Origin of the sequence: Microbacterium salsuginis, from assembly GCF_012524205.1 — a bacterium.
In the GTDB taxonomy this organism is placed as follows: Bacteria; Actinomycetota; Actinomycetes; order Actinomycetales; family Microbacteriaceae; genus Microbacterium; species Microbacterium salsuginis.
Genome location: NZ_JABACI010000001.1, coordinates 166,510 through 186,001 on the forward strand (window position 1 = coordinate 166,510; position 19,492 = coordinate 186,001).

16 protein-coding genes are annotated in these 19,492 nt (G+C 70.4%); 11 read left to right on the forward strand and 5 right to left on the reverse strand.

The features are described 5' to 3' along the window. Window position 1 precedes the first annotated feature (1 nt). Genes HF576_RS00755 through HF576_RS00775 form a run of 5 tightly spaced genes read right to left on the reverse strand, consistent with a single transcriptional unit; the run spans window position 2 to window position 3,482 of the window. Complete coding sequence (locus HF576_RS00755; protein ID WP_168910886.1) at window positions 2–778, reverse strand: ABC transporter permease; 777 nt, start codon at window positions 776–778, stop codon at window positions 2–4. After that, window positions 775–1,689: an ABC transporter ATP-binding protein gene (locus HF576_RS00760; protein ID WP_168910887.1), complete on the reverse strand. Its 915-nt coding sequence runs from the start codon at window positions 1,687–1,689 to the stop codon at window positions 775–777. Before HF576_RS00760 ends, HF576_RS00755 begins: the two co-directional genes overlap by 4 nt. Then, the gene (locus HF576_RS00765) at window positions 1,686–1,982 is read right to left on the reverse strand and encodes a winged helix-turn-helix domain-containing protein (protein ID WP_168910888.1); all 297 of its coding nucleotides are present in this window, start codon (window positions 1,980–1,982) and stop codon (window positions 1,686–1,688) included. The genes HF576_RS00760 and HF576_RS00765 overlap by 4 nt, the downstream gene beginning before the upstream one ends. Continuing rightward, window positions 1,975–2,664: a hypothetical protein gene (locus tag HF576_RS00770; protein WP_168910889.1), complete on the reverse strand. Its 690-nt coding sequence runs from the start codon at window positions 2,662–2,664 to the stop codon at window positions 1,975–1,977. Before HF576_RS00770 ends, HF576_RS00765 begins: the two co-directional genes overlap by 8 nt. Further along, window positions 2,664–3,482 carry a CPBP family intramembrane glutamic endopeptidase gene (locus tag HF576_RS00775; RefSeq protein WP_168910890.1) on the reverse strand — a complete coding sequence of 273 codons (819 nt, stop codon included), beginning with the start codon at window positions 3,480–3,482 and terminating at the stop codon, window positions 2,664–2,666. Before HF576_RS00775 ends, HF576_RS00770 begins: the two co-directional genes overlap by 1 nt. Window positions 3,483–3,638: 156 nt before the next feature. Here HF576_RS00775 and hrpA point away from each other — a divergent pair, with 156 nt between their 5' ends. The 11 genes from hrpA (at window position 3,639) to HF576_RS00830 (ending at window position 19,466) form a co-directional block, all read left to right on the forward strand. Beyond that, a complete protein-coding gene (gene hrpA / locus HF576_RS00780; RefSeq protein ID WP_168910891.1) occupies window positions 3,639–7,583 on the forward strand; it encodes an ATP-dependent RNA helicase HrpA in 3,945 nt (1,314 codons plus the stop codon). A gap of 73 nt (window positions 7,584–7,656) precedes the next feature. After that, window positions 7,657–8,598: a quinone oxidoreductase family protein gene (locus HF576_RS00785; protein WP_168910892.1), complete on the forward strand. Its 942-nt coding sequence runs from the start codon at window positions 7,657–7,659 to the stop codon at window positions 8,596–8,598. A gap of 85 nt (window positions 8,599–8,683) precedes the next feature. Beyond that, window positions 8,684–10,069: an O-acetylhomoserine aminocarboxypropyltransferase/cysteine synthase family protein gene (locus HF576_RS00790; protein ID WP_168910893.1), complete on the forward strand. Its 1,386-nt coding sequence runs from the start codon at window positions 8,684–8,686 to the stop codon at window positions 10,067–10,069. A gap of 43 nt (window positions 10,070–10,112) precedes the next feature. After that, a complete protein-coding gene (locus HF576_RS00795; protein ID WP_168910894.1) occupies window positions 10,113–11,120 on the forward strand; it encodes a Gfo/Idh/MocA family protein in 1,008 nt (335 codons plus the stop codon). A 1-nt stretch (window position 11,121) separates the two neighbouring features. Then, window positions 11,122–11,988 carry an NYN domain-containing protein gene (locus HF576_RS00800; RefSeq protein WP_168910895.1) on the forward strand — a complete coding sequence of 289 codons (867 nt, stop codon included), beginning with the start codon at window positions 11,122–11,124 and terminating at the stop codon, window positions 11,986–11,988. A 124-nt stretch (window positions 11,989–12,112) separates the two neighbouring features. After that, on the forward strand, window positions 12,113–13,498 hold the full coding sequence (locus tag HF576_RS00805; RefSeq protein WP_168910896.1) for an MFS transporter: 1,386 nt from the start codon (window positions 12,113–12,115) through the stop codon (window positions 13,496–13,498). Between the two features lie 124 nt (window positions 13,499–13,622). Further along, on the forward strand, window positions 13,623–14,846 hold the full coding sequence (locus HF576_RS00810; RefSeq protein ID WP_343234134.1) for an ROK family transcriptional regulator: 1,224 nt from the start codon (window positions 13,623–13,625) through the stop codon (window positions 14,844–14,846). Window positions 14,847–14,855: 9 nt separating this feature from the next. Next, entirely contained in the window at window positions 14,856–15,944 is a 1,089-nt protein-coding gene (locus tag HF576_RS00815; protein WP_168910897.1) for a sugar ABC transporter substrate-binding protein, read from the forward strand. A 58-nt stretch (window positions 15,945–16,002) separates the two neighbouring features. Next, window positions 16,003–16,950, forward strand: a complete 948-nt coding sequence (locus HF576_RS00820; RefSeq protein ID WP_425522960.1) for an ATP-binding cassette domain-containing protein — start codon at window positions 16,003–16,005, stop codon at window positions 16,948–16,950. Between the two features lie 83 nt (window positions 16,951–17,033). Then, window positions 17,034–18,194, forward strand: coding sequence for a sugar ABC transporter permease (locus HF576_RS00825; RefSeq protein WP_240948664.1), 1,161 nt, complete (start codon window positions 17,034–17,036; stop codon window positions 18,192–18,194). Window positions 18,195–18,383: 189 nt separating this feature from the next. Beyond that, window positions 18,384–19,466: a substrate-binding domain-containing protein gene (locus HF576_RS00830; RefSeq protein WP_168910899.1), complete on the forward strand. Its 1,083-nt coding sequence runs from the start codon at window positions 18,384–18,386 to the stop codon at window positions 19,464–19,466. The last annotated feature ends 26 nt before the right edge of the window (window positions 19,467–19,492 follow it).

A 19,492-nucleotide genomic window follows, 5' to 3' on the forward strand; every position in this document is an offset into this window, starting at 1 on the left:
GTCAGCGGAAGCGGCGTCCCTGATCCCGCCGGAAGAGCGTCACCGCGAGCGCGAAGGACGTGATGGTCCACACGACGATGCCGACCCACACCCACCACTCCAGCGGCCCGCCCTGGACCGCCCAGATGACGAACTCGCGCGCCTCGCGCGACGGCGTGAAGCGCGAGACGGTGTCGAGCCACGGCGCGAACATCTCCGGTGGCAGGAACAGCCCGCCGATGAAGGCGAGCGAGAACATCACGATCTGCACCACGGCGATCGCGGCCTTGAACGGCAGCGCATAGCCGATCGCGCTGCCGATGAGCATGAACGGGAGCGACGCGACCGCGAGGGCGACGAGGCCGGCCAGGAGACGGGCGGGAGGAGCCTCGGCCGCAGTGAACAGGCCGCCCACCACGATGACCGGCACGATCGCGATGAGACCGAGCACGCCGGTGGAGAGGATCTGTGCGAGCACGCGTGCGGTGCCGGGGGCCGGGAGCGTCCGCAGATACGGATCCCACGGCTTCTCGCGGCTCTCCGAGATGTTCAGGCCGAACGAGAAGAGCGCGTTCGACATCACGGCGAACACCGAGAGGGAGATCACCGCCTGCGTCGCGTATTCGGGGTTGTCGGCGACGACTCGCTGCGGGACGACGAAGAACAGGAGCGCGAGCGCCGGGAAGACGAGCGTGCCGATCACCGCGATGGGCACCCGGAGCGTCTCGATGAGCACGTACTTGGCGTGGAGGAAGGTGAGCCGGGCCGTCGAGACGGGCCGTGCCGTGATGGTGGTCATGCTGCCTGTCCGGCCTTTCGAGGGGACGCGTCTGCGACGCGGGATTCGGTCAGTGCGAGGAAGGCCTCTTCGAGCGTCGCTCCGCGCACGGTCAGGTCTTGGAACGCCAGCCCGGAGCCGACCAGCTCCCGCACGAACTCGTCGGCATCGGTGACCGTGAAGATCTCACGATCGTCGGACCGTTCGTGGCGCACGACGCTCGCGAGCTGCTCGATGCGCTTGGGCTCGTGGCTCGAGAGCTGCACGCGTCCGACTCCGACGCGCGCGACCACGCGGGCGACCGTGTCGTCGGCGAGCATCCTCCCCTCGCCGACCACGATCACGCGCTGCGCGAGCGCCTCGATCTCTTCGAGGTAGTGACTGGTGATGACGACGGTGGCCCCGGCCTCGTGCTGACGCCGGATGGCCGCCCACAGCGTTCGTCGTGCGTCGACGTCGAGGCCCGTGGTGGGCTCGTCCAGGAGCACGAGGCGCGGGCGGCCGACGAAGGCCAGCGCGACCGCCAGGCGCCGCTTCTGCCCGCCCGAGAGCGCGCCGCACTGACGACGGAGCATGTCGGCGAGGCCGAACTCGTCCGCAAGCTCGCCTGACGGGACGCGATCGGCGAAGTGACCGCCGACATAGTCGATCACCTCGCCCACCCGCAGCGTCTCGGGCAGCGCCGTCTCCTGCGGCGTGGTCCCGAGCGCCGTGCGGCGGCGGGCATCCTGCGGACTCCCGCCGAAGAGGGTCACCGTCCCGGCGGTCGGCCGTCGCAGCCCCTGCAGCAGCGAGAGCAGCGTCGTCTTGCCGGCGCCGTTGGGGCCCAGAAGGCCCACGAGGGTGCCGGCGTCGATCGTGAGCGAGATGTCGTCGACCGCCACGACGTCGCCGTAACGGCGCGTGACGTGATCGAACTCGGCAAGAGTCATGGTTGTTCTCCCAGAACGGAACGGAGGGTCTCGACGTAGTCCTCGAAGGCACGTCGCCCCTGCTTGGTGAGGGACAGGTAGGTGGTCGGGGTGCGACCCCGGTGCGTCTTCTCGACGGTGACGTACCCCGCCTCCTCGAGCTTGCGCACGTGAGTCGAGAGGTTCCCCGCGGTCATCTCCAGCAGTTCCTGAAGACGCGGGAAGGTGATGCTCTCGTTCCTGTGGAGCGTCGCCAGCGCCGCGGTGATGCGCAGCCGCGCCGCGGCGTGGATGACCGGGTCCAGCTCACTCATCGACGTCCTCGGCGTCGTCCGGCCGGCGACGGCTCCCGCGCAGCCACAGCCACGCGACGAGGGCGCCCAGGAGGAAGACCCCGCCGGCGGCGAGCGCGAACACCAGGTAGTGGGTGGGGTACCCGAAGAACGGCGCGACCGCGGCGACCCCGATGAACCAGCCGCCCATCGCGATGGTCGGCCAATTGCGCCAGATCCCGCCCGCGAGCACGTACATGATCCCGACGAAGATCGTCGAAGCCGTCGGGTAATAGATGCTCGCGAGCTCCGGCGGCATGCCGTTCACGATGAGCGCCTGCCCGAGCGCGGTGAGCGACAGGAACCCCAGCGGCCATGTGAGCCCGTACACCGTCCCCGTCCACGCCGCACCCGGTGCGGGGCGGATGCCGCGGCTCATGCGGGCGCCCATGACCGCGCTGACCACGAGGGCGCCCGCCATGAGCAGGGCGAAGGCGACGGCGGCCACGGCCACGGGAACCGCGATCGCGGGCCGCGCACCGTCGATGAGCCACAGCAGCATGAACCCGACGAACCACGCGATGCCCCACGCGAGCAGGATGGCGGGCACCCCGGCCGCGAGCCGGCGGCTCATCCGCTCCTGTTCGGAGCGGATGAGGTCGAGCATCGCCGCGACATCGGCCGGCTGCTCTCCGTCTTCGTCGGGGGCTTCGGGGGATCGCATCATGCTCCGTTCGCGAGGAGGAAGGGGACGGCCAGCGAAGGCAGCGAGGTCAAGAGGTTCACGAGCCCGTGCGCGACGATGAGCGGCAGCAGCCGGCGCTGCCGCCACGCGATGATTCCCGAGCCGACGCCCCACACGAAGAACGCGCACGCGTAGACCAGCACCGCGTCGGGTGTCGGCGCGTACCAGATGTGCTGCAGCCCGAAGAAGACCGACGCCACGACGATGGCGAGCGCCACCGGCATCCGTCTCGAAAGATCCTGCTGCGCCGTCCCGCGGTAGACGAACTCCTCGACCGGCGCGTTCAGCGGCGCGAAGGTCACGACGGCCACGATGGCCAGGACGGATGCCGCGACCGGAGACAGCGGCGGCAGCGCCTCCGGGTCGAAGAACACGGTCTCGAACGCGACGAACATCGCATCGCCGTGGAGCACGCGCATCACCAGCATGATCGTGAGGACGAACGGCACGTACAGCATCACCAGCCACAGCAGCCCCCACAGCACGTCACGACCGACGCGGCCCCGGCGGTAGCCCACAAGGTCGCCCAGCCCGCGACCCTCTGCGCGCAGCCGGCGCAGGACCAGTCCGAGGCACACGAGATTCACCGGCAGCATGGCCACCGCCGCGATCAGGGGCGGCACCGGGAAGGCGGTCGCGGTACCCGAGGCCCAGCCCACCACGAGCCACGCGAGCGTGCACGCCGCCGCGACCATCGCGACGCGCGCTGCCGGCAGCCCGAGCCCCCACGCGAGCGCACGGGCTCGCGATCGTGCGCCGGCGCCGCTGCCGGTGGGCGTCCGTGTCGTCGCGACCATGACAACTTTGTATCGCAAAGTACTCTGCGACACAACCCACCCCTGGTTCGTTCGCCACCTGTGTACGCCAACGGCGGCGTTTCGCGTGCACAGGTGACGAACGAACCAAGGGGCTTCGAGGCGGACCGCCCGCCGGGCGGGATACGATCGAAGGCTATGTCCGCGCCCGAACCCGTCATCTCCTACCCGCCCGAGCTGCCCGTCAGCGCGGCGCGGGACGAGATCGCGGCCGCCATCCGCGACCACCAGGTCGTGATCGTCGCCGGAGCGACCGGATCGGGCAAGACGACGCAGCTGCCCAAGATCGCCCTCGAGCTCGGACGCACGCGCATCGCCCACACTCAGCCGCGGCGCATCGCCGCCCGCACGATCGCGGAGCGCGTCGCCGAGGAGCTGCAGGTGCCGCTGGGCACCACGGTGGGCTACAAGGTGCGCTTCACCGACAAGGTGTCGCCCGACACCCGCGTCGCGCTCATGACCGACGGCATCCTGCTCAATGAGATCCATCGCGACCGTCTGCTGCGCCGCTACGACACGATCATCGTGGACGAGGCCCACGAGCGATCCCTCAACGTGGACTTCCTCATCGGCTATCTCACTCGGATCCTGCCGAAGCGCCCCGATCTCAAGGTGATCGTCACGAGCGCGACGATCGACCCCGAGAGCTTCGCGAAGCACTTCGCGGAGCCGGACGGCACGCCCGCGCCGATCATCGAAGTGTCCGGCCGCACGTACCCCGTCGAGATCCGGTACCGGCCACCCGCCGCCGCGAGCGCGTCGGCCGAGAACGCCGGCGGCGATGACGTCGACGGCATCACGGCGGCGCTGCGCGAGCTCGACCGCGAGTCCGCCGGCGACGTCCTGGTATTCCTGCCGGGCGAGGCCGAGATCCGCGACGCGACCGATGCCGTCCGCGGCATGTACGCGAAGGATGCCGCTCCCACCGAGGTGCTGCCGCTGTACGGCCGGCTGAGCTCGGCCGAGCAGCACCGCGTGTTCGAATCGTCGAAGGTGCCGGGCGTTCGGCGCCGGGTCATCCTCGCCACCAACGTCGCCGAGACGAGCCTGACAGTCCCCGGCATCCGGTACGTGGTCGACACCGGCACGGCGCGCATCTCGCGATACAGCAACCGCAGCAAGATCCAGCGGCTGCCCATCGAGCCGGTGTCGCAGGCTTCGGCACAGCAGCGTTCGGGACGCGCGGGGCGCACCAGCCCGGGCGTGGCGATCCGGCTCTACTCGGAAGAGGACTTCGCGTCTCGGGACGAGTTCACCGAGCCCGAGATCCTGCGGACGAGCCTCGCCTCGGTCATCCTGCAGATGCTCTCGCTGGGGTTCGGCGACATCTCGTCGTTCCCCTTCCTCACTCCGCCCGACTCGCGCGGCGTGCGGGCGGCGCTCGAACTCCTGGTCGAGCTCGGCGCGGTGCGCTCCTCGAGCGGCTCGAGTGCGGGATCCGGCGAGCACCGGCTGACCGATCTCGGCCGCGAGATCGCGCGTCTGCCGATCGATCCCCGGTTCGCCCGCATGATCCTCGAGGCGCAGCGCACCGGGATCCTCCGCGACGTACTCGTGATCGTCGCGGGGCTGTCGATCCAGGATGTGCGCGAGCGACCGGAGGAGCGTCGCGAGGAGGCGGACCGGTTGCACGCGCGCTTCACGGACCCGACGAGCGACTTCCTCACGCTGCTGAACCTGTGGAACCATCTGCAGGAGAAGCAGTCCGAGCTGGGGTCGAGCGCGTTCCGGCGGATGTGCCGCAGCGAGCATCTCAACTACGTGCGCGTGCGGGAATGGGTGGACGTCCACCGGCAGCTGAGCGCGCTGGCCGGTGCACGGAAGTCCACGCGCGGATCCGCCGGCGGCGCCGACGAGATCCACAAGGCGATCCTGTCGGGGCTGCTCTCGCACCTCGGCATGCTGGACGAGCGGGCGACGTCGAAGGAGCCGGCCCGGGGCCGCGGCGGTGCCGGTGAGCGGGAACAGCGCCGCTCGGCCGAGTACCTCGGCTCCCGCGGAACCCGGTTCGCGATCTTCCCCGGCTCGGGCCTGAAGAAGAAGCGCCCACAGGCGGTGATGGCCGCCGAGATCGTCGAGACCAGCCGCCTGTTCGCCCGCACCGTCGCCGCGATCGACCCCGCCTGGGCCGAACCGCTGGCCGGCGACCTCGCCAAGCGCCGGCTGAGCGAGCCGCACTGGTCCAAGGCGGCGGGTGCGGCATCCGCGTACGAGAAGGTCACGCTGTTCGGCCTCGAGATCGTGCCGCGGCGCCGAGTGCAGCTGGCGCGCTTCGACCGCCCGCTCGCGCGCGAGCTGTTCGTGCGCCACGCGCTGGTCGAAGGCGACTGGGACTCATCGCACCTCGACAAGCGGCTCACCGCATTCGAGCGCCGCAATCTCGAGCTGCGTCGCCGGCTCGAGAAGATCGAGGAGCGCGAGCGCCGCCGCGACATCCTCGTCGGCGACGAGGCCGTCTTCCGGTTCTACGATGCTCGGCTGCCGCGCGACGTGTTCGATGTGCGCTCGTTCGAGGCATGGTGGCAGGATGCCGCGGGCCGCACGCCGCGCCTGCTCGACATGAGCGAGGCCGACCTGCTCGATGAGGCCTCGCGGGGAGACGAGCGCGACTTTCCGGCGCGGTGGCAGCAGGGCGACCAGGTGCTCTCGCTCGCCTATCGCTTCGAGCCGGGGGCGCCGGACGACGGCGTGACCATCGTCGTGCCCCTCGCCCTCCTGGCGCAGCTGCGGCCGGACGGCTTCGACTGGCAGGTGCCGGGCATGCGCGACGAGCTGGTGACGGCACTGCTGCGGTCGCTGCCGAAGGCCATCCGGCGCCACGTGGTGCCGGCGGCGGACTGGGCCGCGACGCTGTCGGCCGAACTGGACGGGCAGGGCCCGGAAGCCACGCAGGGGCTGCCGTCCACGCCGCTGCGCGACGCGCTGGCAGCGCGCATCCAGCGCGTCGCGAACCAGCCCGTGTCGGCCGGCGACTTCGAGCTGGAGCGGGTGCCCTCGCATCTGCTGATGTCGTTCCGCGCCGTCGACGAGCGCGGCCGCACCGTGGGCTCGGATCGCGACCTCGCGGCATTGCAGGACCGGCTCGCCGGACGCGCGCGCGACTCGGTGGCGCGCTCCGTGGCACGTGCGCAGAGCGGAACGGGGCGCGATCTCCCGCCCACGCGCGTGGGCGCGTCCGCTGTTGCGCAAGGAGCTGCGGACGCTGCGACCGGTTTCGCCGAGCGCACCGGGCTCACCGAGTGGTCGTTCGGCGACGTGCCGGCGGTCGTCGACACCAAGGTCGCAGGCGGCGTCGTCCGCGGCTATCCCGCGATCGTGGACGAGGGCGCGTCGGTCGCGCTGCGGATCGAGGCGACGCCCGAGGCCGCCGAGCGCGCGACCCGAGACGGCGTGCGCAGACTGCTGCTCCTGGCGGTGCCCTCGCCGGTGGCTTACGTGCTGGAGCATCTGACCTCCGCCGAGAAGCTCGCGCTGGCCGCATCGCCGTACCCGTCCGCCAAGGCGCTCGTGGAGGACTGCCGCGTGGCCGTGGCGGATGCCGTCATCCAGCGCACGGCGGCGAGACCGGTGCGCACACGCGCCGGGTTCGAGGCGGTGCGCGACACGCTGTCGGCGGTCGTCGTCGACGAGCTGTTCCAGACGGTGTCGCTGACCGCGCGGATCCTCACCGCCGCGCGCGACGTCGAGAGGGCGCTGCGCGAGCAGAATTCGCTGACGCTCCTCGGAGCGCTGAACGATGTCAAAGGTCAGGTGGCCGGACTCGTCTTCCCCTCTTTCGCCTCGCGCACCGGCACCGCCCGCCTGACGCACCTGCCCCGCTACCTGCGTGCTGCGCTCGACCGCGTCCGCGCGCTTTCCGACAACGCCGGCCGTGACCGGCAGCGCATGACCGAGTTCGAGCGGGCCGCGGCGCTCTACTCCGACGCGGGCGGGACGATCCCGCCCGCCCCGGATGCCCCGCCGCACCTGGTCCACGCACGGTGGCTCCTCGAGGAGTACCGTGTGAGCCTGTTCGCCCAGGCGCTGGGCACCGCCGAGCCGGTGTCGCTGCCACGGATCCAGAAGGCCCTGAGCTCGGGCTGAGCAATGATGATCTCCCCCGTCGTCGCATGACGCACCTGGAATACCCGATACGCAGAGGAGGGTTGCGCCCGACATGAGCGTTGCCATCGCATACACGGAGTTCGGCGGCCCCGAGGTGCTCCGTCGGATCGACATCCCGACGCCTGATCCCGGACCCGGTGAGATCGTCGTCCGGGTGGAGGCCGCCGGAGTGAACCCGATCGACGCCAAGCTCCGATCGGGCCGGCGCCCCTCGGGAGAGATCACCGAGCCCCGCCGCGTCGGCAACGACGGCGCGGGAGTCGTCGCAGCCGTCGGCGCCGACGTGGACGGGCTCCGCGTCGGCGACCCCGTGGTGTTCTCCGGCGCCGTCGGGGCGTACGCCACGGAGGTGCTGCTTCCGGCAGGCCGCGTGCATCCTCGCCCACCGGGCGTGACCGCGGCCGGCGGCGCTGCCCTGGGCATCCCCGTCGGCACCGCGTATCAGACGCTGCGCTCTCTGTCGGTCGGCGCCGGCGACACCCTCCTCGTGCACGCCGGCTCGGGCTCGGTGGGGCAGGCCCTGATCCAGTACGCCGTGCTGTGGGGTGCGACCGTCGTCGCCACCTCGTCGGAGCGCCGTTCGGGCCGCGTGCGCGCACTGGGCGCCACGCCGATCGCATACGGCGACGGCCTGCTCGATCGCGTCCGCGCCGCCGCGCCGCACGGCGTGACCGTCGCGATCGATGCGGCCGGCACCGACGAGGCGCTGCAGACTTCCGTCGACGTGGTGGCGGACCGCGCGCGCGTCGCGACACTCGTGCGGGGGAAGGATGCCGCGGGCTGGGGCATCCGCGCGTTCTCCGGGGGCGCTCCCGTCCCGCTGACCGCGCAGCAGCTGGCGTGGCGCGACGAGGCGGTGCCCGTCACGCTCGCCCTCATGGCGGCGGGACGCTTCTCGCTCGAGCTCGGCCCGACCTTCCCGCTGGCGGACGCGGCGGAGGCCCATCGGGCGGTGGAGGCCGGCGTCGACGGCAAGGTGACCCTCGTCCCGTAGCGGCGAGGGGGCGCGCGATCACGGGCGGCGCAACAGTTCGACACACGACGGGGGCGCGAATGCCCGTGGCCCGACAATGGTTCGCATGCCTCACGACCCCCGACCCGCCGTGTCGCCGCGCCCGGCTGCCGCCTCGCGCTCCTTCGCGACGGCGCAGGTGCAGGCCGGGTTCGACCCGGGCATCGCCGAGAACACCGCCGTGCCCTCGATCCACCAGTCCAACGGCTTCGAGTTCCGCTCCCTGAGCGAGGCGCGCGACCTGTTCGCGCTCCGCCGCGAGGGCAACATCTACAGCCGCGCGGCCAACCCCACGGTGCTCGTGTTCGAGAAGCGCGTGGCCGAACTCGAAGGCGGCATCGGCGCCGCCGGCGTCGCGTCCGGGCAGGCTGCCGTCGCGGTCGCGCTGCTGGCACTGGCCCGTCAGGGCGAGCACATCGTCGCCGCGCGCCAGCTGTACGGCGGCACGGTCGACCTGCTGCAGGACACCTTCGCCGACTGGGGCATCGACGTGACCTTCGTCGATCAGGACGACACGGATGCCTGGGCGGCGGCGGTGCGCCCCACCACGCGCGCGCTGTTCGCCGAGTCGATCTCCAACCCCATCGCGCAGGTGCTCGATCTCGGTGCCGTGGCGGCTGTGGCGCGGGCGGCGGGGGTTCCGCTCGTGATCGACAACACCGTCGCCACGCCGTACCTGCAGCGCGCGAAGGACTTCGGCGCCGACATCGTCGTGCATTCGGCCACGAAGTTCCTGGGCGGTCACGGCACGTCGCTGGGCGGCGTCGTGGTGGATCTCGGCACGTTCGACTTCACGGCCGATCCCGGGCGCTGGCCGCAGCTGACCGAGACGTACCGCCGCGTGCCCGACGGAAGCCTCGTCGAGAGGTTCGGCGTCAGCGGATCGCCTTACATCGCGCTCGTGAAGACCAAGTACGTGCACGACCTCGGGCCGTCGCTGTCGGCGTTCAACGCGTTCCAGCTGCTGCAGGGCCTCGAGACCCTCGATCTGCGCGTCGAGCGGCACACGGCGAGCGCGCTCGAGGTGGCGCGATTCCTCGACGCGCACCCCGCCGTCGCGCGCGTGCACCACCCGGGTCTGGAATCCAGCCCCTGGCACGCCAACGCGCAGACCTATCTGCCGCGGGGCGTGAGCGCGGTGTTCGCGTTCGATCTGCCCGGCACCGGCGACCCGGACGCGGATTTCGAGCTGGTCGAGTCGTTCATCTCGCGCCTTCAAGTGATCAGGCTGGTCGCGAACATCGGCGATGCGCGCAGTCTCGTGGCGCATCCGGCATCCATGACGCACAGTCACATGTCCCCCCTCCAGCTCGCCGAAGCGCACATCGGATCCACGACGGTGCGGCTGTCGGTCGGTCTGGAGGACCCGCGAGACCTCGTGGCCGACCTGGAGCGGGCTCTCGAGCCGATCACGATCCCGCTGCCGCAACTCGCCGACAGCGCGGCACGCTAGCCCCGGGTGCAGCGTCGCGGCGGCGGGCAGTAGCCTCGAAGTCATGACTTCCCCTGCTTCGCCGTCCGCCGCCGGTCTTCGCTGGGGCATCCTCGGTCCCGGTGGCATCGCACGTGCCTTCGCCGGCGATCTGCGGACCGCGGGACTCGACCTCGCCGCCGTCGGCTCCCGGAGGCTGGAGTCGGCCGCCGACTTCGCCGGACGGTTCGACATCGCGCGCGCCCACGGTTCGTACGAGGACCTCGTCGCCGACCCGGACGTCGACATCGTGTACATCGCGACGCCGCATCCGATGCACGCCGCCAACGCGCTGCTCGCGCTGGAGGCCGGCAAGCACGTCCTGATCGAGAAGCCGTTCACCATCAACGCCGCCGAGGCGGCTGCGGTGCGCGACGCCGCGGCCGAACGAGGGCTCCTCGCGATGGAGGCGATGTGGACGCGCTATCTGCCGCACATGGTCCGCATCCGCGAGATCGTGGCCTCGGGCGTGCTCGGCGAGCTGCGCGCGCTCACCGCCGATCACACGCAGCGGATCACGAGCGATCCGCTGCACCGCATCAACGCCCTCGAGCTGGGCGGCGGGGCGCTGCTGGACCTCGGGATCTACCCGATCTCGTTCGCGTGGGACATCCTGGGTGCGCCGCTGTCGGTCGCCGCGTCCGCGCGATTGGGAGAGACCGGAGCAGACACCGAGGTGGCCACGATCATGGCGCACGAGTCGGGCGCGCTGTCGACGACGATCTCGGCATCCCGTGCCGCTGGCCCCAACACCGCCGCGATCATCGGCACCGACGCCCGCCTCGAGATCGCCCGCGTGTGGTACACCGCCACATCGTTCCGGGTGGTGTCGCACGACGGCACGATCCTCGAGGACTACGTGTCAGAGATCGAGGGACGCGGCATGCAGTTCCAGGCGCTGGCCGCCGAACGCTATATCGCCGACGGCAGCAACGACTCCGACATCCTGCCCATCGACGAGACGGTGGCGATCATGTCGACGCTCGACGAAATCCGCGAACTGGTCGGGGTCCGCTACCCCGGGGAGGAATGACATGCCCGACATGCAGAACGCCCGGGTCGCGGTGTATCTCGACTTCGACAACATCGTGATGTCCTGGTACGACCGGGTGCACGGCAAGAACTCGTACGCGCGGGATCGCCAGAGGATCGCGACGGATGCCTCCGACCCCGAGATCGCCGAACGGCTGGCCGCCGCGACGATCGATGTCGGCGCGATCATCGACTACGCCACGTCGTTCGGCACGCTCGTGCTGACGCGGGCCTACGCGGACTGGTCGGCCCCTGTCAACGCCATCTATCGCTCGCAGCTCGTGGCCCGCGCCGTCGACCTGGTGCAGCTGTTCCCGGCCGCGGCGTACGCGAAGAACGGCGCCGACATCCGGCTGGCCGTCGACGCCGTGGAGGACATGTTCCGGCTGCCCGACCTCACGCACGTCGTGATCGTCGCGGGCGACTCGGACTACGTCCCGCTGGCACAGCGGTGCAAGCGCCTGGGGCGCTATGTCGTGGGAGTCGGGGTGGCGGGCTCGACCGCGAAGTCCCTGGCCGCTGCGTGCGACCAGTTCGACTCGTACGATGCGCTCCCGGGGGTCGCCGCACCACCGGTCACCGGCAAGAAGGATGCTGCGCCGACGCGCCGTCGCGCCAAGAAGGCCGCGGCCGACCCGGCGGGCGCCCTTCTCGAGCGCGCGCTGCGCCTGGAGAGCGACAAGGAGGACGTCGAGTGGCAGCACGCGTCGGCGGTGAAGAGCCTCATCCGTCGGCTCGACCCGTCGTTCAGCGAGAAGGCGCTCGGACACAAGAGCTTCTCGGAGTTCGTCAAGGCCCACCCGACGGTGGCCGAAGTCGACGAGTCCGGCAACATCGTCCTGATCCGCCTCGCCGCCGGCCAGACCTGACCCTCGGCCTGTGAGGTGAGTGCATTCTCATGGACTTCGCCTTGAAACCTGAATCCCCCGTCAGGTAGTGTCGCCGGACGGCCGCTCACCGGCCGTTTCCGCGCTCTACAAGGAGGTTCAGCGCATGGCGTCAGCCACAGCATCCGATCCCGCACAGCAGGTTCCGCCGTCGAGTCTGCGACGCGTCGTCACGGCCTCGATGGCCGGCACGGTCGTCGAATGGTACGAGTTCTTCCTCTACGCCACGGCCGCGAGCCTGGTCTTCAACAAGATCATGTTCCCGCCCTCCGACGACCCGTACACCCCGATCATCCAGGCGTTCCTCACCTACGCGGTCGGCTTCATCGCGCGTCCGCTCGGCGGCATCGTGTTCGGCCACTTCGGCGACAAGTACGGGCGCAAGAAGCTCCTGCAGCTCGCGATCATCCTCGTCGGCGTCGCGACGTTCCTGATGGGATGCCTGCCGACCTTCGACCAGATCGGCTATTGGGCCGTCGGCCTGCTCATCTTCCTGCGGTTCGCTCAGGGGTTCGCCGTCGGCGGCGAATGGGGCGGCGGCGTGCTGCTGGTCGCCGAGCACTCGCCCAACAAGTCGCGGGGATTCTGGGCGTCGTGGCCGCAGGCCGCGGTTCCGGTCGGCAACCTGCTCGCCACCATCGTGCTCCTCGTTCTCAGCGGCCTGCTTCCCGAGGAGGCCTTCCTCGCGTGGGGCTGGCGCGTCGGGTTCTGGCTCTCGGTGGTCATCGTGGCGGTCGGGTACTACATCCGCACCAAGATCACGGACGCCCCGATCTTCCTCGAGGTGCAGAAGCAGGTCGAGACGGAGGAGCACGTCCGCTACGGCGTCCTCGAGGTCATCCGGCGCTACCCCCGCGGCGTCCTCACCGCGATGGGCCTGCGCTTCGCCGAGAACATCATGTACTACCTCGTGGTGACCTTCTCGATCACCTACCTCGCGGTGGCGCTGGAGATGAACACGGCGCAGATCCTGAGCTGGCTCGTGATCGCGCACATCGTCCACATGGTCGTGATCCCGCCGATCGGGGCTCTCACCGATCGCATCGGACGCAAACCGGTGTACCTCATCGGCACCGTCCTGGCGGCGGCGTGGGGCTTCATCGCCTTCCCGATGTTCGACACGCGCTCCCCCGTCGTGATCGTCCTCGCGATCTGCCTCGGCCTGGTCATCCACGCGTTCATGTACGCGCCGCAGCCGGCCATCATGTCCGAGATGTTCCCCACCCGCATGCGCTACTCGGGGGTCTCGCTCGGCTACCAGGTCACATCGATCGTGGCCGGCTCGCTCGCGCCCATCATCGCGACATCGCTGCTGTCGAACTTCGGCTCGTGGATTCCCGTGGCCATCTACCTCGCCGTCGCGGCCGCGATCACGCTCGTCGCGGTGATCTCGCTGCGCGAGACGAAGGGCTCGTCGCTGCACGATCTGGACCGGGTCGATCAGGAGCGACTGATCGCCGAATCGGCGTCCAGCGCTCGCACCGCCGGGTGACCGGCAGCGCGCACACGTGATGCCACAGGGCGGGTCCTCGCGAGGCGAGGGCCCGCCCTGCCTGTCGACGCCGCACGAATGCGCGGGAGACCAGGGAAAACGCTCGTCCGGTACAGTGTGCTCTGTGGCACGCCGAAACCCGCCGCCGGGCTCGCAGACCTCGCTGCGCGAGGCGAATCGCGCGCGCGTGGTCGAATCCCTCAAGCGCCACGGTCGTCTGACGCAGATCGAGCTCGCCGGCAGCACCGGTCTGTCGCCGGCCACGGTCTCGAACATCGTCAAGGAGCTGACGGCCTCCGGCCTGCTCCACACGTCCTTCACGTCGCGCAGCGGCCGTCGCGCGACGCTGGTGTCCCTCGCGCGCAGACTGGGCCTGGTCGCCGGCGTGCACTACAGCTCGCGTCATCTGCGGATCGCGATCGCCGACACCGCCCGCACGATCGTGACGCAGTCGTCCCTGCCGCTGCCGCTGGACCACCGCCACGACGCGGAGCTCGACCGGCTGGCGCTGCTGCTCGGCGACATGATGGAGACCATCGGCGGCTCACTGTCGGATCTGCTGTCGGTCGGGCTGGCCCTGCCCGCCCCCGTCGACCCCCGGACGGGCATGATCTCGACGCCGGGCCTGCTTCGCGGCTGGGAGGGTGTCGACGTGGCCGAGAGCCTGTCGGCCCGCATCGGCCGCCAGGTGCACGTCGACAGCGAGGCCAACCTGGGCGGGCTGGCCGAAGCCCGCGAGGGCAACGGCCGCACCGCCGCCTCCTCCGTCTTCATCCGCGTCGGCCACACGATCAGCGCCGGGCTCATCGTCGGCGGCGACCTCTTCCGCGGCTTCAACGGCAAGGCCGGCCAGATCGGCCACGTGACTCTGGACGAGAACGGTCCGATCTGCCGCTGCAGCAATCGCGGATGCCTCGAGACGTACGCCGGCGGTCCGGCCCTGCTGTCGCTGTTCCCGCCGAGCGTCGGGATGCACCGCCTGGGCGACCTCCTGCACGCGGCCGAGGCCGGCGACGGCAGCGCCCGGCGCGTGATCGCGGATGCCGGGCGCCACATCGGCATCGCCGCGGCGAGCCTGTGCAACCTCTTCGACCCCGAGCTGATCGTCGTCGGCGGCGAACTGGGTCAGGCGGGCGAGATCCTGATGGCCCCGATGCGGCACTCCCTCGAGCGCACGGCACTGCCGGCAGCGGGCGGGCTGCCAGAGATCGTGGGCGCCTCTTTCGGGGAGTGGGCCGAGGCTCGCGGGGCGATCGCGATCGCCGTCGATCACGTCACGGTCGACGCCCAGAACGTGCCCGCTCCACCGGATCTTCCCGCCGCGTCCTCGCTGCCGTTCTCGGCGTAAGCTCAACCGATGCAGGGATCGGGAGCAGCCCTCACGAGGGCACGTCGAGTGGTGGCCGCAGCATCCATCACCGCCGTCTTCGCCGCGGTGCTCGCCGCATGCGCGGGATCGGCAGACCCTGGTGCGAGCGGGGCGGGCGACGACACCATCGCGCTGCTGCTGCCCGACGCCAAGACCGCGCGCTACGAGACCTTCGACCGGCCGCTGTTCGAGGCGCGGGTGGCCGAGCTCGGCGACTACGACGTGCTGTACTCCAACGCCGACCAGGACGCCGCGAAGCAGCAGCAGCAGGCCGAGTCGGCACTGGCCGCGGGCACCGGGGTGCTCGTCCTCGATCCGGTCGACGCCAATGCCGCGGTGAGCATCGTGAACTCCGCGAACGCGAAGGGCGTGCCGGTGGTGTCGTACGACCGGCTCGTCGCGGGCGGTGACCTGGCCTACTACATCTCGTTCGACAACGAGAAGGTGGGTCTGCTGCAGGCGGCGGCGTTCGTCGAGGGCGTCGGCGATGCGGCCGCGGGCGAGGGCATCCTGATGGTCAACGGCTCCCCCACCGACAGCAACGCGGCGCTGTTCAAGCGCGGCGCGCACAGCGTCATCGACGACAGCGGCCTGCGGGTGCTGGCCGAGTACGACACACCGGGGTGGAACCCCGAGAAGGCGCAGGAATGGGTCGCCGGTCAGATCGCGCAGCACGGCGATGCGATCACCGGCGTCTACGCGGCCAACGATGCCACCGCCGGCGGGGCGATCGCGGCGCTGCGCGTGGCGAACGTCGATCCGCTCCCGGTCGTGACGGGTCAGGATGCCGAGCTCTCGGCGATTCAGCGGATCCTGACGGGCGACCAGTACATGACGGTGTACAAGGCGATCAAGCCGCAGGCGGAGCTTGCCGCCGAGGTCGCGGTGGCGCTGCTGCGCGGCGAGGAGGTGACCGCACCGATGGAGATCGACGGCACGCCCACGACGCTCCTGGAGCCGGTCGCGGTGACGGTCGACAACATCATGGAGACCGTGGTGGCGGACGGCTTCTGGAGCGTCGACGACATCTGCACGCCCGCGTACGCCGATGCGTGCGAAGCTGCGGGCATCGGGTAGGGTCCTGTCCCTGGTCGGGGAATCGAAAGACGGCGGAGAGGTCGGGGCGATGATGTCGATGACGCACCCGCGGGCAGGACGTCCACGGGAGCGTGTGCTGACGATGCGCGGAATCGGAAAGCGATTCGGCGCGGTCAGGGCGCTCACCGACGTCGACTTCTGGGTCGACGAGGGCGAAGTGGTCGCCCTCGTGGGTGACAACGGCGCCGGCAAGTCGACGCTGGTCAAGGTGCTCGCCGGCGTCCACCCGCCCGACGCCGGCACCATCGAGTTCGACGGCGATCTGGTGCAGATCGGCTCACCGGCCGACGCGCAGGAGCTGGGGATCGAGACGATCTTCCAGGACCTCGCGCTGTGCGACAACCTCGACGTCGTGGCCAACCTGTGGCTCGGTCGTGAGCTCATCGACGGGGCCACGCTCGACGAGGTCGACATGGAGCAGCGAACCTGGACCCTGCTGCGCGAGCTGTCGGCCAAGATCCCCTCGGTGCGCGTTCCGGTGGCTTCCCTGTCGGGGGGCCAGCGGCAGACGGTGGCGATCGCCCGTTCGCTCATCGGAGACCCGCGCGTGGTGATCCTCGACGAGCCCACTGCCGCCCTCGGCGTCGCTCAGACTGCCGAGGTGCTGAACCTGATCGAGCGGCTGCGCGAGCGCGGTCACGGCGTGATCCTGATCAGCCACAACATGGCGGACGTGATGGCCGTCGCCGACCGCGTCGTGGTGCTGCGGCTCGGACGGAACAACGGCGTCTACAACGTCGCGGACGTCACGAGCGAGACCCTGATCGCAGCGATCACGGGCGCCGCCGACAACGCCGCTTCGCGCCGCGCGGCCGAACGGCCCGGCCTGGTCGCAACTCCGTCCGACGCGGACGTTCCTGCCGGCGTCGACGATGACGCCGACGGCGACCACGAAGCGCCTCCGACGGGAGGCGGAACGGTGATCCGGATGCCGCAGACCGGCGCGCGGCGCAAGCCCGGCGATCGTACGGACGGGCGTCGATGAGCCTCGCGGGCGACGAGGTCGCCGGAGGCGACGACGGCGGCCGGGGGCTGTTCGGATCCGGCGGCGTGCGCGCCGGACTCGCGATGTTCGCCGCTCGATTGCGCGGCGGAGACCTCGGCGCCGTGCCGGCGGTCCTGGGCATCGCGGTGATCTGGCTGGTGTTCCAGCTCATCAATCCGGTGTTCCTCTCGAGCGAGAACCTCGGCAACCTCGCCATGCAGTGCGCGGCGATCGGCACGATCGCGCTGGGCGTGGTGCTCGTGCTGCTGCTGGGCGAGATCGATCTCTCGGTCGGCTCGGTCTCGGGTCTTGCCGCGGCGGTGCTGGCCGTCACATTCGTCCAGCTGCAATGGCCGCTCGTCTTCGCGCTGCTGGCCGCCCTCGCGATCGGATGCCTGGTCGGCCTGCTCTACGGGTATCTGTTCACGCGTTTCGGCCTGCCGAGCTTCGTCATCACGCTCGCGGGTCTCCTCGGCTTCCTCGGGCTGCAGCTGTGGGTGCTGGGCGAGACGGGTTCCATCGGGATCCCCTTCGACTCGTGGATCGTCCAGTTCGCGCAGCAGATGTACCTGCCCGCGTGGGCGTCGTACGTGGTCGCTGTGCTGGCGGTCGCCGCCTTCGCCTGGTCGCTCATCCGGCGCGCCCAGCGCCGTGCGTCCGCGTACCTGGTGAGCCAGAGTTACTCCCAGATCGCGCTGCGCAGTGCCGCCCTGCTGGTGTTCCTCGTCGTCGCGGCGTGGTATCTGAACCTCTATCGCGGCGTCGGGGTCATGTTCGTGTTCTTCCTGGTCCTCGTCGTGGTCGCGAACTTCGCGCTCACGCGCACGCGCTGGGGCCGCTCGGTGTACGCCGTCGGCGGGTCGGTCGAGGCGGCACGACGCGCCGGCATCCGCGTCGAGCGGATCTATCTGTCGGTGTTCGCGCTGTGCTCCACGCTCGCCGCGGCGGGCGGCATCCTCGCCGCCGCGCGGCTGGCATCGGCCAACCAGAGCTCCGGCACCGGAGACGTCAACCTCAACGCGATCGCCGCCGCGGTCATCGGCGGCACAAGCCTGTTCGGCGGCCGCGGCTCGGCGTACTCGGCATTGATCGGGATCGTCGTCATCCAGTCGATCTCATCGGGGCTGACGCTCATGAACCTCGACTCGTACGTGCAGTTCATGGTCACCGGCGTGGTGCTGGTGCTGGCGGTGATCGTGGACTCGATCTCGCGGCGCACCCGCGCGGCAAGCGGCCGCGCCTGACGCGCGGCGACCCGCTCTGCCTTCATTTCACGAACGCAATTCCCGCGGCGTGCCCTCGAGACGTCCGGCGTTGCCAAAGCGTTACGTTCAAGACTTGACGCCAAGAATCGATCAGGAAATGATCGCTCCAAGCGCGATGTGCGCCAGGGCGACCTGGGAATCGCACCCTTCAAAGACGAAAGGCAAGAGATGAAGAAGTCTTCACTGCTCGCCGTGGCCGCCCTCACGGGCTCCGCCGCGGTGATGCTCGCCGGCTGTGCCGGCGGCGGCACGCCGACCGACGGCGGCGACGGCGGCGACGGTGGCGGCGACGCCGCCGGCCGTGCGTGCGTGATCCTGCCCGACGCGGCCTCGTCGCCCCGCTGGGAGAACTTCGACCGCGTCTACCTGCAGGAGGGCCTGGAGGCCGCGGGCTTCGAGGTCGACATCCAGAACGCCCAGGGCAACGTCAACACGTACTCGACGATCGCCGACCAGCAGCTCACGCAGGGCTGTGGCGTCATGCTGCTCGTGGACTACCAGGGCGCCGCTGAGGCCGTGGCAGCCGACGCCAAGGCCGAGGGCATCCCCGTGATCGCCTACGACCGCCCGTTCGCCGGTGCGGACTACTACGTCTCGTTCGACAACGTCGAGGTCGGTCGCCTGCAGGGTCAGACCGTCCTCAACGGGCTCGAGGCCAAGGGCGTCGCCCCGGCCGACGCCACCGTCGTCTACATGGGCGGCGACCCGACCGACGGCAACGCCAAGATGTTCCACGACGGCGCCGTCGAGGTCATGGAAGAGGCCGGCATCACCGCGGCCGCCGAGCCCCCCGGGGTGTGGGACCAGGCCGAGTCGCAGACCAACTTCGAGCAGGCCCTCACGAGCCTGAACGGACAGGTCGACGGCGTGTGGGCTGCCAACGACACCAACGCGGCCGGCGTCATCAAGGTGCTGCAGGACAACAACCTGCAGGGCGTGGCCGTGTCGGGTCAGGACGCGAACGTGGCCGGTCTGCAGAACATCCTGCTCGGCTGGCAGACCGCGACCGTCTACAAGCCCGTCGCCGACGAGGCCGCCGCCGCGGTCGAGGTCGCGATCGCTCTGCTCAACGGCGAAGAGGTCGAGACGGATGCCGAGCTCGAGGACGGCACGCCCTACATCCAGGTGACGCCGGTCCTGGTCGGCCCCGAAGAGGTCAAGGACGTCATCGCGGCCGGAGACGCGTCGTTCGACGACGTCTGCACGCCCGAGGTCGCCGCGGCCTGTGAACAGTACGGAGTGACCGAGTAACGTTCGGACCACAGCCGCGAGGGCGT

What these genes read in the sequence shown, in the direction of transcription:
- HF576_RS00775 (WP_168910890.1), bottom strand. Translation starts at nt 3,482, where the DNA reads ATGGTCGCGACGACACGGACGCCCACCGGCAGCGGCGCCGGCGCACGA.
- HF576_RS00800 (WP_168910895.1), top strand. Translation starts at nt 11,122, where the DNA reads ATGCCCGACATGCAGAACGCCCGGGTCGCGGTGTATCTCGACTTCGAC.
- HF576_RS00815 (WP_168910897.1), top strand. Translation starts at nt 14,856, where the DNA reads ATGCAGGGATCGGGAGCAGCCCTCACGAGGGCACGTCGAGTGGTGGCC.
- HF576_RS00770 (WP_168910889.1), bottom strand. Translation starts at nt 2,664, where the DNA reads ATGCGATCCCCCGAAGCCCCCGACGAAGACGGAGAGCAGCCGGCCGAT.
- HF576_RS00820 (WP_425522960.1), top strand. Translation starts at nt 16,003, where the DNA reads ATGACGCACCCGCGGGCAGGACGTCCACGGGAGCGTGTGCTGACGATG.
- HF576_RS00830 (WP_168910899.1), top strand. Translation starts at nt 18,384, where the DNA reads ATGAAGAAGTCTTCACTGCTCGCCGTGGCCGCCCTCACGGGCTCCGCC.
- HF576_RS00825 (WP_240948664.1), top strand. Translation starts at nt 17,034, where the DNA reads ATGTTCGCCGCTCGATTGCGCGGCGGAGACCTCGGCGCCGTGCCGGCG.
- HF576_RS00760 (WP_168910887.1), bottom strand. Translation starts at nt 1,689, where the DNA reads ATGACTCTTGCCGAGTTCGATCACGTCACGCGCCGTTACGGCGACGTC.
- HF576_RS00785 (WP_168910892.1), top strand. Translation starts at nt 7,657, where the DNA reads ATGAGCGTTGCCATCGCATACACGGAGTTCGGCGGCCCCGAGGTGCTC.
- HF576_RS00795 (WP_168910894.1), top strand. Translation starts at nt 10,113, where the DNA reads ATGACTTCCCCTGCTTCGCCGTCCGCCGCCGGTCTTCGCTGGGGCATC.
- hrpA (WP_168910891.1), top strand. Translation starts at nt 3,639, where the DNA reads ATGTCCGCGCCCGAACCCGTCATCTCCTACCCGCCCGAGCTGCCCGTC.
- HF576_RS00755 (WP_168910886.1), bottom strand. Translation starts at nt 778, where the DNA reads ATGACCACCATCACGGCACGGCCCGTCTCGACGGCCCGGCTCACCTTC.
- HF576_RS00765 (WP_168910888.1), bottom strand. Translation starts at nt 1,982, where the DNA reads ATGAGTGAGCTGGACCCGGTCATCCACGCCGCGGCGCGGCTGCGCATC.
- HF576_RS00805 (WP_168910896.1), top strand. Translation starts at nt 12,113, where the DNA reads ATGGCGTCAGCCACAGCATCCGATCCCGCACAGCAGGTTCCGCCGTCG.
- HF576_RS00790 (WP_168910893.1), top strand. Translation starts at nt 8,684, where the DNA reads ATGCCTCACGACCCCCGACCCGCCGTGTCGCCGCGCCCGGCTGCCGCC.